Origin of the sequence: Salipaludibacillus daqingensis, from assembly GCF_029891575.1 — a bacterium.
Lineage (GTDB): Bacteria > Bacillota > Bacilli > Bacillales > Salisediminibacteriaceae > Salipaludibacillus > Salipaludibacillus daqingensis.
The window spans coordinates 673,020-686,885 of record NZ_JARZHF010000001.1; the positions used below are offsets into that span (position 1 = coordinate 673,020).

The 13,866-nt window shown below is 37.2% G+C and carries 11 protein-coding genes; 6 read left to right on the forward strand and 5 right to left on the reverse strand.

Features of this window, described 5'->3' with window-relative positions; all coding sequences use genetic code 11:
* Positions 1-46 precede the first annotated feature (46 nt).
* Positions 47-1,171 (forward strand): IscS subfamily cysteine desulfurase, encoded by a 1,125-nt coding sequence (locus QDN89_RS03480; protein ID WP_280768681.1) that lies wholly within the window; start codon positions 47-49, stop codon positions 1,169-1,171.
* Positions 1,172-1,183: 12 nt separating this feature from the next.
* The gene (locus QDN89_RS03485; RefSeq protein ID WP_280768682.1) at positions 1,184-1,735 is read left to right on the forward strand and encodes a transcription repressor NadR; all 552 of its coding nucleotides are present in this window, start codon (positions 1,184-1,186) and stop codon (positions 1,733-1,735) included.
* A gap of 3 nt (positions 1,736-1,738) precedes the next feature.
* Here the strand turns inward: QDN89_RS03485 and QDN89_RS03490 are convergent, their stop codons facing one another.
* Positions 1,739-2,467, reverse strand: a complete 729-nt coding sequence (locus QDN89_RS03490) for an urease accessory protein UreH domain-containing protein (RefSeq protein ID WP_280768683.1) — start codon at positions 2,465-2,467, stop codon at positions 1,739-1,741.
* Positions 2,468-2,633: 166 nt separating this feature from the next.
* Here QDN89_RS03490 and QDN89_RS03495 point away from each other — a divergent pair, with 166 nt between their 5' ends.
* The gene (locus QDN89_RS03495; RefSeq protein WP_280768684.1) at positions 2,634-3,272 is read left to right on the forward strand and encodes an NAD(P)-dependent oxidoreductase; all 639 of its coding nucleotides are present in this window, start codon (positions 2,634-2,636) and stop codon (positions 3,270-3,272) included.
* Positions 3,273-3,406: 134 nt separating this feature from the next.
* On the opposite strand, the gene QDN89_RS03500 is transcribed toward QDN89_RS03495, so the two are convergent.
* From QDN89_RS03500 to QDN89_RS03510, 3 genes are all read right to left on the reverse strand, one after another.
* Complete coding sequence (locus QDN89_RS03500) at positions 3,407-5,422, reverse strand: ABC transporter ATP-binding protein (RefSeq protein ID WP_280768685.1); 2,016 nt, start codon at positions 5,420-5,422, stop codon at positions 3,407-3,409.
* Complete coding sequence (locus QDN89_RS03505; protein ID WP_280768686.1) at positions 5,419-7,182, reverse strand: ABC transporter ATP-binding protein; 1,764 nt, start codon at positions 7,180-7,182, stop codon at positions 5,419-5,421. Before QDN89_RS03505 ends, QDN89_RS03500 begins: the two co-directional genes overlap by 4 nt.
* A 540-nt stretch (positions 7,183-7,722) precedes the next feature.
* The gene (locus QDN89_RS03510; protein WP_280768687.1) at positions 7,723-8,331 is read right to left on the reverse strand and encodes a response regulator transcription factor; all 609 of its coding nucleotides are present in this window, start codon (positions 8,329-8,331) and stop codon (positions 7,723-7,725) included.
* Positions 8,332-8,710: 379 nt separating this feature from the next.
* Here QDN89_RS03510 and QDN89_RS03515 point away from each other — a divergent pair, with 379 nt between their 5' ends.
* The 3 genes from QDN89_RS03515 to cydS are packed head-to-tail and all read left to right on the forward strand — an operon-like array spanning position 8,711 to position 11,255.
* Positions 8,711-10,057, forward strand: a complete 1,347-nt coding sequence (locus QDN89_RS03515; RefSeq protein ID WP_280768688.1) for a cytochrome ubiquinol oxidase subunit I — start codon at positions 8,711-8,713, stop codon at positions 10,055-10,057.
* Positions 10,058-10,075: 18 nt separating this feature from the next.
* Positions 10,076-11,101 carry a cytochrome d ubiquinol oxidase subunit II gene (locus QDN89_RS03520; protein WP_280768689.1) on the forward strand — a complete coding sequence of 342 codons (1,026 nt, stop codon included), beginning with the start codon at positions 10,076-10,078 and terminating at the stop codon, positions 11,099-11,101.
* A gap of 13 nt (positions 11,102-11,114) precedes the next feature.
* Positions 11,115-11,255: a cytochrome bd oxidase small subunit CydS family protein gene (cydS, locus tag QDN89_RS03525; RefSeq protein WP_280768690.1), complete on the forward strand. Its 141-nt coding sequence runs from the start codon at positions 11,115-11,117 to the stop codon at positions 11,253-11,255.
* 803 nt (positions 11,256-12,058) lie between these two features.
* Here cydS and QDN89_RS03530 read toward each other — a convergent pair.
* Positions 12,059-13,756, reverse strand: a complete 1,698-nt coding sequence (locus QDN89_RS03530) for a glycoside hydrolase family 13 protein (RefSeq protein ID WP_280768691.1) — start codon at positions 13,754-13,756, stop codon at positions 12,059-12,061.
* Positions 13,757-13,866 lie beyond the last annotated feature (110 nt).

The following is a 13,866-nucleotide window of genomic DNA, read 5'->3' on the forward strand; positions in this document are numbered from 1 at the left end:
CATAAAATTAAACTAATGACAAGACATTTATGAAAGAGGGATTTTCATGATATATTTAGACCATGCTGCAACAACTATTATGTCAACAGAAGCCATGGAAACGTGGATAAAAGCAACTCAAAATTATTTTGCAAATGCAAACAGTCTTCATGAAGCAGGAGAACAGTCTTCCCAATTACTTCTTGCGTGCAGAAATAAACTCGCCTCTCTTGTAAATACAACTCCTGAGCAAGTATTTTTTACGAGCGGCGGGTCTGAGTCTAATTATTTGGCGTTAAATAGCCTTTATCAAGCGAATAAGCATTTAGGAAATCATGTTATAACAACGGCTATTGAACATCCTACTGTCCATTCTTTTTTTCAACAAATGGAGAGACAAGGAGTAGAAGTAACTTATTTACCAGTCGATCAGTTTGGCCTTGTTTCCATGGATTCGGTGAAAAAAGCTACGAAGGAAGATACGATTTTGGCTTCCATTCAACACGTGAATTCCGAGACAGGAGTCATTCAACCTTTAAAAGAGTTCGGGTCATTTTTCAAAGCAAATAACATTATTTTTCACAGTGACTGTGTCCAATCCTTCGGTAAGACACCTATCCTATTGCCCACAATTGGTGTCGATGCAATTTCTGTGTCTAGTCATAAAATTCACGGTCCAAAAGGAGTTGGCGCTGTTTTTTTCGGAGAACAAGTAAAGTGGTCTTCCGTATATCCGCTAACCTCTCATCAACGTGGTTTCCGTCCAGGTACGTTGAACATTCCAGGAATCGCGGCATTTACTACAGCAGCTATGGACATGTATGAATATATGGAAGATAATTGGGCGAAAGCAAAGAAACTTAGAGAGGTCTTTCTAACGGAATTAAAGCCTTTAGAAGATCGTCTAAAAATCGAAGGTCACCCTACCCATCAACTTCCGTGGATTATAGGATTAGCCATTCACGGTGTTCAGGGCCAATACATGTTACTATCATTGGATCGATTTCAAATATGTATTTCCACTGGGAGTGCTTGTCAGTCTGAAGAATTAGACGGTTCATCCGCCATGCACGCGATTTATTCCACAGAACAAGAACGTTTACGCTTTTTTCGAATTTCGTTTGGAAAAAATACGACTCTAGAGGAAATAATATTTGTAACAAATAAAATAAAAGAAATAGCACATGAATGAGGAGAGTTGATGATGTCAAGTAAAAAGAAGTGGTTCGGGGACGAACGAAGAAATGAAATCATGATGTTGTTAAAAAATCACGGTGATCCTTTAACTGGTGGTCAACTTGCAGATCACTTAAACGTCAGTCGACAAGTAATTGTGCAAGATATATCACTATTAAAAGCTAAAAATATACCTATTATGGCTACGAGCCAAGGTTATATTATGACAGAACAAGATCCTACGAATGAAGGGTTTACTCGAACTGTCGCTTGTTATCATCAGCCTGCGCAAACGGAAGAAGAGCTTCTCATCCTCGTCGATCAAGGTGTTCGTGTGAAAGATGTGAAGGTGGAACATCCTATCTATGGGGATATTACCGCTAGTATTATGGTCAGCAATCGAAAAGAAGTGTATCAGTTTATTCGCAAGGTCAATCAAACGAAGGCCAGCTATTTATCTGAGCTGACCGATGGCGTACATTTACACACTCTTGAAGCAACTTCAGAGCATGATTTAGATGATGCGGTTCAAGCGCTTCACGAAGCTGGGTTTCTTCTTACAGATGAGACGAGGCATTAATAATTACCAAAAGGTGAGAATATCGATGATTCCAATAAAAATCATAAACACACCAGCCGTTCGCTGAACGTAAAGGCCAATTTTTCTACCTTTTTTCATAATTTTTCCACTTAAGCCTAAATACCATATGACAAAAATGACGAAAAGGAACGGTACAGACGTTCCAACTGCAAAAATACTTGGAAGAACGACTCCATATCCGGTTGATAGTGTTAATGGCATTAGCAACATAAAAAAGAGAATAAACATCGTTGGACAGAACCCGAGAGAAAAGCTAAATCCTAACATAAATGCTCCCCATTTTCCTTTTCTCTTCTTTTCTTTATTCGGCTTCCACAAATGAAGGCTCCACCTCATGGCAAAAAAACCGAGCATATAAAAACCGATAAGGATGAGAATGGGACCTAACACTTTTCTCATTGGTTCAAAAAAAAGCGGAAGCTGTTGCTGAAATTCTTGTCCGAGTAAATAAACGATCAATCCAAGGCCAGAAAAAGCTACAATTTTTCCTATTACATAAAAAATGGTATCAGACCATGATATTCCCTCTTTTAAAGAATTTGTTCCGTACAGGGTGATCGCACTTATATTTCCAGAAAACTGACAAGGCGCTAATGCCCCCACTACCCCTAACAAAAGGGCAAACAATAGGGGAATAGATTCTACGCTATTCGCAGCATTCATAAACGGATCGCGTAAAAATTGACTTATTGCTTCTATATATTCAAACATTACTTAGCGCTCCTTCAATGTAAATCTACTAAACTCTCTTATAATTTTAGCATAATCCGATTTGTTTCATAAGATTAATTAAGATGATGATAGGGAATAGTAGAGGAAGCATTACCTAATGATGGGAACAAATCATTCAAAACGATGAAGACAAGGAGACAAACATATGAACATTCTTTTATTTGGTGCAACAGGACGAGTAGGTCTAAAAGTATTACAGCTTGCACTTCAAGACGGACATGAAGTCACTGCTTTCGTTCGTTCCCCCGATAATTTACCAGCAAATCTATTAAATAAACCAAATCTCCACCTTTTTATCGGAAATGTCTTGGAAACAAAAGACATTGTAAGTGTTATGAATGATACCTTTCACGTTGTATTTAGCGCCTTATCGACAGATAAAACCACCACCTTATCGGATGGTATACCTTCGATCATTGAAGCGATGGAAAAAAACAATCTAAAAAGATTTATATCAATTGGAACCGCTGGCATTTTACAAGCTCGCTCCGACTCAACTATTTATCGATTTCAATCCAGTGAATCTCGCAGGAAAAGTACTACCGCTGCAGAAGAACACTTAAAAGCGTACTTTGCTTTGAAAAATAGCAATTTAGATTGGACCATCTTTTGCCCTACTTATTTACCCGACGGTGAAGCAAGTCATCAAATTATCTACGAGCTTGATATGCTTCCTGAGAATACGACAAAAATAACCGTTGACGATACGGCTTGGTTTTCATACAAGCATATTTATCATGAAGAGTTTTACAAACACCGTGTAGGCATTGGTGAAAAAAGCTAATGATAAAAATAACTTGAACTCATTTATTCCAATGCAAACGTAATACGAATAGTAGCGCAGGTCTCAATCGCGAATTAATAAAAAGGTGCTGTCCTCAAAATATACTTTTAGGACAGCACCTTTTACTATAACCATTAGCTCGCTGAATCTCTCATTGCTCCTTTTTGAAGCTGATACATATGGTAGTATCGTCCAGATAAACTCATTAATTGTTCGTGATTTCCTTGTTCCACAATTTCTCCTTTGTTTAGAACAAGAATGTTATCTGCTTGGCGTATCGTCGATAACCGGTGGGCAATCACAAATGTCGTTCGCCCTTCTTTCACAACTGCCAATGCACGTTGAATCACTTCTTCCGTTTCTGTATCAATATTTGCCGTCGCTTCATCCAGAATTAAGATAGCCGGATCAAATACTAACGCTCTTGCGAAGGAAATTAATTGTCTTTGTCCAGCAGACAACGTACTTCCCTTTTCTTTCACCTCTTCATCTATACCGTTTGGCAGTGTTCGTAGCAAATCATTGGCTCCAACCTTCTCTAATGCTTCCATTATCTGCTCTCTCGTAATAGAAGGATCGTTCATACTGACGTTGCTTGCAATTGTTCCAGTAAAAAGAAATGGGTCTTGAAGAACAATCGCCATATGTTCCCGCAGCTCTTGTTTCGTCATATTATGAATATCGATTCCATCTACCGTTACTTTACCGATTTGGTGATCATAAAAACGAAATAAGACGTTCATAATCGAACTTTTTCCAGATCCCGTATGCCCAACAAACGCAATGGTTTCCCCTTTTTTAGCAGAAAATGAAATATTTTTTAGCACATACTGATCTTCTTCATAAGCAAAAGAAACGTTGTCAAATGTCACATCTCCATGAAATCGTGGTCGATGTCCCTCCTGTAAGGCTATTCCTGGCTCATCAATTAACGAGAAGACTCTTTCCCCGGCAATACGAGCTTCCTCTAACTGCGCCAGCTGATTGACAATTCCGTTGACTGGTTCAAACAATCTATTCATGTAGTCAACAAATGCATACACAACACCGAGACTAAATACAGTGCCAACCCCAATTGATCCCCCACCGAAATACCAAATCAACACAACGAATGCAACGTTACGGAACAAGTTAATTAAATTAAATGACGTCATCGCATTTAGTGTAAGCATTTTATTATTATATTTAAAATGCTCTTTATTTAGTGCTTCAAACTCTTCCGACACTTCTTTTTCTCGACCAAATGCTTGCACAATTGGCATCCCTTGAATATTTTCATTGATACGCCCATTGATATCACTTAATTTCTCACGGATAACTCGATTGTATTTTCCCGCGAATTTTCGATATACAATCATCCAAATAATTAGGATCGGTACAAGGATGAGTGTTGCAAAAGCTAGTCTTGAATCTAACAAGAATAATGCGATAAATATTCCAATCATATAAACGATACTCGTAAAAAAGGTGGCTAACACTCTTACATACAGTTCTCGTATTGCTTCTGTATCATTTGTAATTCTTGAAACGATTTTCCCTGTTGGCAATCGATCAAAATAGTTTACCGGGAGCTCATGAACTTTCGCAAAAACATCTTCTCTCATTTTCTTGATAATTCGATTGGCTGAAGTTTGAAGCCAATAACTTTGATAATAATGAAAGAAAGCTGAGATGATAATCAAAAGCAAATAACCTCCCATGAGCAAGAATAAATATGGAATTTCTTGTTGAAAAAACAAATAAATATCCGCTTGAGACATTTGGGATGCTTCATAGCTAGCTTGTTCATCCCCTCTTGTTATCATCAACTCCCCTTCATGAAAAGAACGCTCCCCGTCAAATGGAATCATTCCGTCAACGAAATAATAGTTCAATCCAATTTGTAAAATGTTCACCTCATCACTCTTTGACCAATCTATCTCCATTCGATCAGCTCGCACAAATTCTCTTCCAGCGTAAGTGACATCTCCTTCTTGTTGCTCTACCCAGGGCTGTTCAATCCCAATAATATGATTGTCAATCATCGTTTTTGCAATAAAAGGCCCTGTAAGTTCCGCTGCTGCTGCAATGGATAGGAACAACAAAGATAATAAAATCGTACGTTTAAATTGCATGGCATAGTTAAAAAATCTTTTCCCAGTATGTTTCATGAGGTATACACCTCCTCTTCCACTACCGCTTTTTCTAATTGTTGTTTTGCATATTGTTCTGCATACCAACCTTGATTTTCTATTAATTGTTCATGTGTACCTACTTCTTTTACAATCCCTTCATCCATCACCATGATGAGTTCTGCATGCCTCACAGCAGACATTCTATGAGCGGCAATAAAGGTTGTTTTTCCTAACCTTTCTTTACGAATATTTTTTACAATCGTTGCCTCTGTTTTCGCATCCACGGCAGACAAAGCATCGTCTAATAATAGAATTTCAGGATCTTTTATTAATGCTCTAGCTATAGCAATCCGTTGTTTCTGTCCACCTGATAACGACACACCTTTTTCACCAACTAACGTTTCAATCCCATGCAAAAATGTCTCAATATCCGCGGTGATCGATGCTTGATCTAACACCTTTTGTAATTTGCAATCATCTGCGTTTGGATTTCCGAAGAGAATGTTTTCTCGGATCGTTTTTGAAAATAAAAACTGGTCTTGCGGAACATAACCAATCCATTTTTTAACCTCATGTAATGCAATATCTTCTATCGGAATTTCTGAAATGAAGATGCTTTTTCTCTCAATCGGATACTCTCTTAATAACTGTTTGAAAAAGGTCGTTTTCCCGCTTCCAGTTTTCCCCACAACGCCTACGCTATAGCCTTTAGGTATATGAACTGTAACATTTTTAAGAACTTGTTCCTTCGCTGACGGGTACTGAAATGATAAATCATGAATCTCAATCGTTTCAGGCAAAAATCTTTTTTCGGTACTTTCTTCATTTTTCACATCTTCTTGATAGCGGAATGTTTCATTCAAACGATCCATCGAAGCATTTCCTCGCTGCATCACATTCATTAATTCACCAAATGCAAACATTGGCCAAATTAACATACCTAAATAGATGTTAAAAGAAACTAATTGCCCTAACGTTATTTCGCTACGAAAAACTAGAAAAGCGCCGTATCCAAGGCCAATCATATAACTTAATCCAACTAAAATTTTAATTGTTGGTTCAAATAACGCATCGATCTTCGCTACTTGAATATTCTTATCTAATACATCTTGCGTGATCCCATTAAAACGTTGCTGATCATCCTTCTCCTTCACAAAGGCACGAATGACTCTTATACCTGAGATCGATTCAAGGACTTGATCATTCAAATCACCGAAAGCATTTTGTGCATTCATAAAACGTTCATGAATGATCTTTCCATACCTTTTCATCAACCAAGCCATGATTGGTAATGGTAAAAAAGCGGCAATTGTTAGCTTCCAGCTAACGAGAAAACCCATCATAAATAAAATGATGACTAAAAACACCGTCGCATCTACAAGCGTTAATACACCAAATCCTGTAGTCAGTGAAATAGCTTTTAAATCATTTGTCGCTTTCGCCATTAAATCGCCTGTCTTATTTTTTTCATAAAACGTTGGCGTCATTTTCATTAAATGATTCATATACTTTGACCTTAGCGTTCGCTCAATGATAAAAGCTCCTCCAAATAATTTTCTCATCCATATATACGTAATAATATAGATTGCTACCATGAGAATGATAAACAACATAATATATTGTCTAAGTCCTTCTTCCGTTAACCTACCTTGATGAACGTCATCAATGACGATTCCTAATAGGCGTGGAGGAAGAACTTCTAAAAAGCTCGCAATAATTAATAAACTTATCGCAATCATATATCGTTTTTTATGTTCCTTAAAAAACCATGTTAATTTCTTTAAAACGGAAAACATATCGTTTCACTTCCTTATTCCTTTTTACATTCACATTCACTAACCGCCACCTGTCGTTTCCTCCTTTGACGTTCTCCTTTTACTAATAAACTTTGTCACTAACATGTTCATCCCTCCAAAAATTTTTATGTGATCAGCATAAGCTGGTAACACCAAAAATGCGCATGAGTAGTGTACTCATGCGCATCATCAACTGCATTATATGTTAAATTTTTACAGTTAAATGGAATAAAAAACACATGGTTCACGTATCTCCATGTGTGTCGATGACATCTATCATTATCCATTAAAATAAGACATTATAAATGTCTCATAAGCGAGGCGTCTGAAAACACAGCATGGTTTATTCTGGCATATTCAGTTGTTTGGTTAAATTGAATGACCTTTTTCATGTTGTTCGCCTCCTTTTTGAATTTTTTGATAACTTCCAATATTTATCATAGCACTGGACCAAAGATACCGTCAATATAAATTTTTCAAAACTTATTAGGCTAATAATAGTTTATTTAATTACTTGATCTACTGTTTAGTCACCATTCATTAGATCATTTTCAATCGTATCCCCCATTCGAACCATTGGTGATTTTTTTTGATATTTAATTTCTTACGAATATTTCTACGATGGTTTTCCACCGTTTTAGGTGAGATATTCAACAACCTTGCAGAATCAACCACTGAGTATCCTCTAATCTTCATCATGAGAATTTCTTCTTCTCGTTTCGTCAAATTTGTCGGTAGCGCTTCTTCTGGTAAGTCATCACCATATAAGCGTAGAATAGTTTTCTCCCCTTTTAGCACTTGTTGAAAGAAAACCATTAGGTCATTTAAAGGGGCTTGTTCATAAAAAAGAGCTTGTAATTTCCCTTGCTTTACCATCTTTTCCAGTTCTTTTGACCGACAAGAATACATCATTACTCTATTTGAAGACTTTGGTTGATTTTCCATCAGTTTAACAACACTACCAATTCCTCCAGCGTTTGCTAGTCGTTCATCAATGACAATTAAGTCAAAAGTATATTGCTTTAGTGAGTGGACAAGTTCACTTGCTGTTTCTGCCAAAACCATTGAATCGATAGAGTGTACATCTTTTATTAACTGAATTAATCCATAACGAAGCAGTTCATGATCCATTCCTATTAACACTCTCATAATTTTGCTCCTTATGATAATATTTGACTTCGTTAGATCAAAAATCGATACAAATAAACTTTTTTGTATCTTTCTATCAATGAATGATCTAGAGTGAATGTAGCATCTTAACGTTGATTTATCAACTTCCACATTCCTTCACATAATGTTTCACAAAGAACTCACTTCTCGTTCAAAAAATGCTCACAAATTCACATTAATATGAGGGAAAACACCTATCAACGAATGAACAATTATTTATTACTATTTAAACAGTGTTAAACATTGAACAGATTTTAGGCAACAACGTCATTATAGTTGAAAAGTTATAATCTATTTTATTCCCTGTATTTTCAAGGTAAAAGATAGTAGATTAGATAAATAGAAAGGGATGTTACTTATGATTGAATACGATCCGGTCATGTATAGTAGGATTTTGACTTATGTGACACTAGGGTTTCACGTCATTTTTGCAACCATTGGTGTCGGTATCCCATTGATGATTGCACTTGCGGAGTGGATGGGAATAAAGCGAAACGACCCTCATTATACTTTAATGGCACGACGCTGGGCACGTGGGTTTGTCGTTACCGTTGCCGTAGGTGTTGTGACGGGAACCGCAATTGGTTTGCAGCTTAGTTTACTATGGCCTAACTTCATGCAAGCTGCAGGTCATACGATTGGACTGCCTATGTTTATGGAAGTTTTCGCTTTTTTCTTTGAAGCAATTTTTCTAGGAATCTATTTATATACGTTTGACCGTTTCAAAAATAAAATGAAACACTTTTTACTTATTATCCCGGTTGTAATCGGCGCTACTGCCAGTGCCTTTTTCATCACATCTGTTAACGCCTTTATGAACGTTCCACAAGGTTTCGAATTGGTAGATGGTGTTATCCAAGATGTAAGTCCGCTAGCTGCCATGTTCAACCCGGCTACACCAACAAAAATATCTCATGTTATTATTACATGTTATTTAACATCTGCTTTCATTTTAGGTGCGATTGCTGCCCTTCATATTTTGAAAGGCAACAAGCATGTTTATCATAAAAAAGCCCTGCACCTTACGATGGTTGCCGGTGCTGTATTCGCTATCGGTACCGCCGTGGTTGGAGACTTTTCAGGTAAATATCTTCACGAATACCAGCCTGAAAAATTAGCTGCTGCTGAATGGCATTTTGAAACGGAGTCAAATGCCCCGTTAATTTTAGGGGGAATATTAACCGAAGATAATGAAATCAAATACGCACTTGAAATTCCATATGCACTTAGTATTTTAGCTGGCGGAACTCCTGATACGGAAGTCATTGGATTAAATGAATTTGATGAAGACTTACTTCCCCCACTATGGGTTCACTATTTTTTTGATTTAATGGTGTTTATCGGAATGTTTTTAGCTGCTGTCTCTGTATTATTTGTAGCTATGAGTTGGAAAAAAGGATGGAACCCATTCAATCGTCCTCTAACATGGATGATCGCAGCAGGTGGTCCCTTGTCTATGCTGGCTATTCAAGCAGGTTGGGTTTTCGCTGAAGTGGGACGACAACCTTGGATTTTAAATGGTGTTATGCTGACAGAAGAAGGGGCAACCACCTCTGCACACGTAGATATAATGTTGATTCTATTTGTTATTCTTTATGCAGTATTAGGCGTGACTTGCGCTGTGGTGCTAAGAAAAATGTTTAAACGTAACCCTGTCGAGCTTGAATTAGAAAAACAAGGTGAGCGTGAGAAAACAGCCCAATAAGAAGGAAGGTGTGCAAACATGACATACGAAGTCATTGGAATATCCGTACTATGGCTTTTCTTATATGGCTATTTGATCGTGGCGTCGGTAGACTTCGGCGCCGGGTTCTTTAGCTATTATACGAAGCGCAATAATAAAAACCACATAATACACAATATTATTCAACGTTATTTATCACCTGTATGGGAAGTAACGAACGTGTTCCTCGTATTCTTTTTTATTGGAGTTGTAGGTTTTTTTCCATCCACAGCCTATTATTATGGGACTGCTTTATTAATTCCAGGCAGTGTCGCAATTATTTTGCTTGCTCTTAGAGGTTCTTACTATGCTTTTGCCACTTACGGTGCAAAGGAAAGTAAATTTTACACATTTCTTTATGGAGCAACTGGTCTCCTAATACCTGCGTCGTTATCGACTGTACTAACGATTTCTGAAGGCGGGTATATATCAGTTGATAATGGTACTGTTCAACTTTTATATGGAGAGCTTTTTACTAGCATTTATTCATGGGGCGTTGTTGCTTTAGCCATCGTAAGTGTGTTATTTATATCGGCTACTTTTTTAACGTATTATGCTTCTAGAGCAAAAGATGAGCAAGCGCTTGATTTACTCAGAAGGTACGCGTTAACATGGTCATTTCCTGCTATCGGAATGGGGATCATTGTATTCTTCTTACTAAGCCAACGAAATGTCGAGCATTACCAAAACATGCTTGATCTATGGTGGGTATTTGGATTATCAGTACTTGCATTTATCGGTGCTTTTTTACTGATTTTAAAAAGAAAAAGCTACGGTACCGCATTTATTATGGTAATGATTCAGTATTTTACAGCGTTCTTCGGTTATGGAGCTGCACATTTGCCTTATCTGCTCTACCCACATCTAACTATTTATGATGGATTTACGAACGAAACAATGGCAATTTCATTAATTGTAGCATTTGTTGCTGGATTGTTAATTCTTATTCCATCATTGTACTTGTTAATGAAGTTGTTTTTGTTTGACGCTGATTATGTAGAAGGAAATAAACATAGCGGAATTTAGGAGGTTAAATAACATGGATATGACTTGGTTTTTAATCATGGTAGCATCTCCACTCGTTGTTTTAGTTAGCATATTTGGAATGTTCGTTTGGGGAGCAAAAGCAAACCCTCCTTCTTTTATACAGGAGGCAGAAGACAACGACAAAAATAATTAATGACTAACTATGGGTGGATGAAAACCTATCCATAGTAAAAAAGAAACCCTTTTTTGTACTTTAAATACTATTCTACCTTAAAAAGACTGTTGAGATTTTTTCTCAACAGTCTTTTATAATTTAGGGTCGAAGTTGCTGTTAATAACCTATCTCCAGTATGCAAATCTTAAACCTTCTTCTTTTTTCATTGAAATGACTTGTTTTTTCGTTTATTCAACCTCTCACTAAATTAATAACTCCCTGCTACATGCAACTAAAAGGCACTATCTATCTCGCTTACTTCCTTTCATCGTCGACGCTCTCTCGCTTCGGGTACTAGCTGGTCTAGCTAAGGATGAGAACATCGAAAATCATCTCTTCTTGTTTATCCGACCATTCATCCGTATACTTCTTTCCTCAGTTATGACTAAATAGACTCTTACATGCTATCCTAAGCAAAATCATCGACAACATAACCTGAAACTTCATCGGTTTTATGGCATCCAGCACATTTAAACAGAAACGCCTCTATTTTTTCCTAGAAACTTCTCGAGAAAGGGAGTAAGCGAGAGTCGAGTCTAGTGACTTTTGTTGAGTATCGAATCACATCTCATTAGACCTCCACCTACGATCATCAAAACCAAAACTTATCCAAAACTCAAAATCTATAGTTTCCTGGTAAATAGTCAAAAAACGAGTCAGATATAATATTCTGACTCGTTTTCTATTCCCTCTGTATATGATACGATCCCCACGGGAAGAAAGTAACTCGTCCCATTCTGTTCTTTTCGCACACAGGAATAAGTTCTTTGATTTAACTAAAACTATTTAAGTTTATACACTCTTGCTTCATAAGGACGAAGTTTCAAACTCGAAATAGATTCTTCATGATTTACCGGATAATTACTAATCATTAATGAATGGTCGGTGTATGTGATTTCTTCTGGAAGCTTGAGCTCAGGCTCTCCGCTAAAGAAGTTCAGCATTACTAGTAACCTTTCGTCTTTTAATGCTCTTGTGAATACATAGAGCTCTTTGTGTTCTGGTAAGTAAAGCTCGTAATCTCCATACACAATCACATCTTCTTGTTTTCGAAGGCTGATTAACTGCTTGTAATAATTAAAAATTGATTCGGGATCCCGTACCTGTTGTTTGGCATTGATGACTTTATAATTTGGGTTCACTTTGATCCATGGCTCTCCAGATGTAAATCCACCGTGCGCTGAATCATCCCACTGCACAGGAGTCCGTGCATTGTCTCTTCCGGTTGTCCAGATTCTCTTCATGACATCATCGTGTGAATAACCTCGTTCTTCTGTATATTCCTTATACATGTTGTGAATTTCCACGTCACGATAATCTTCCACTGCTGTGAATTGTACATTTGTCATCCCTAGCTCTTCCCCTTGATATATATATGGCGTTCCCTTCATCGTATGAAGGTACGTAGCTAATAACTTTGCAGATTGTTTATGGTATCGTTTATCATCACCAAATCTTGAAACTTGTCGCGGTTGGTCATGGTTATTTAAATATAAACTGTTCCAACCGACACCATCCATTTCTTTATCCCATTTAGACATGATTTCCTTTAGTTCTGGAAGTTCCCACTGTCTCGTTTCCCATTTACCTGCATGAGTACCCGGTTTCGCGTCAACAGCCATATGTTCGAATTGAAAAACCATATTCAAAAATCCATTTTGCTCATCAGTCATTTGACGAGCTGATTCAATCGGTAAAAATGCTGTTTCACCAACAGTCATAATGTCGTAATGATTCAAAACTTGTTCTTTCATTTCAGCAAGGTATTCCATTAACCTTGGTCCATTTGCGAAATGTTCTGCAGCAAATTGGTAAGTCGATTGAGGGTCCTTCACTGATGCATCTGGTAATCCTGGTGTTTTTGATATGTTATTAATCACGTCCATTCGAAAGCCATCAACACCTCTTTCAAGCCACCATGTCATCATGTTATAAACTTCCTCACGTACGTCAGGGTTTTCCCAATTCAAATCCGGTTGCCGCTTCGTAAACAAGTGAAGAAAATATTGCTCCGATTTTCTATCGTATTCCCAAGCAGACCCGCTAAAAAAAGAAACCCAATTATTCGGTTCACTTCCGTCTTGTTTCGCATCTCGCCAAATATAATAATCCCTATAAGGATTGTCTTTTGATTTACGAGATTCCACAAACCACGGATGCTCATCAGACGTATGGTTTACAACCAAATCCATAATCAATTTAATGCCTCTATCATGCAATGCATCTAACATTTCATCCCAATCTTCCATTGTTCCAAATTCGTCCATGATCTTTTGATAATCGCTAATATCGTAGCCGTTATCGTCATTAGGTGATTTGTAGACAGGAGACAACCAGACAACATCAATCCCTAGTTCATTCAAGTAGTCTGCTTTTTCTATTATGCCCTGAATGTCACCAATTCCATCTCCATTAGAATCATTAAAACTTCTAGGATATATTTGATATACAACAGCTTCTTTCCACCATTGACGCTTCATATTATCGCCTCCATTTTCATTTATTCTATTTACTATTTTTTATGTATAATCTCTTTCTTCTATTTTCCCACAGACATAATCTATAGTAAAGTAAACGTTTACGTAATGTC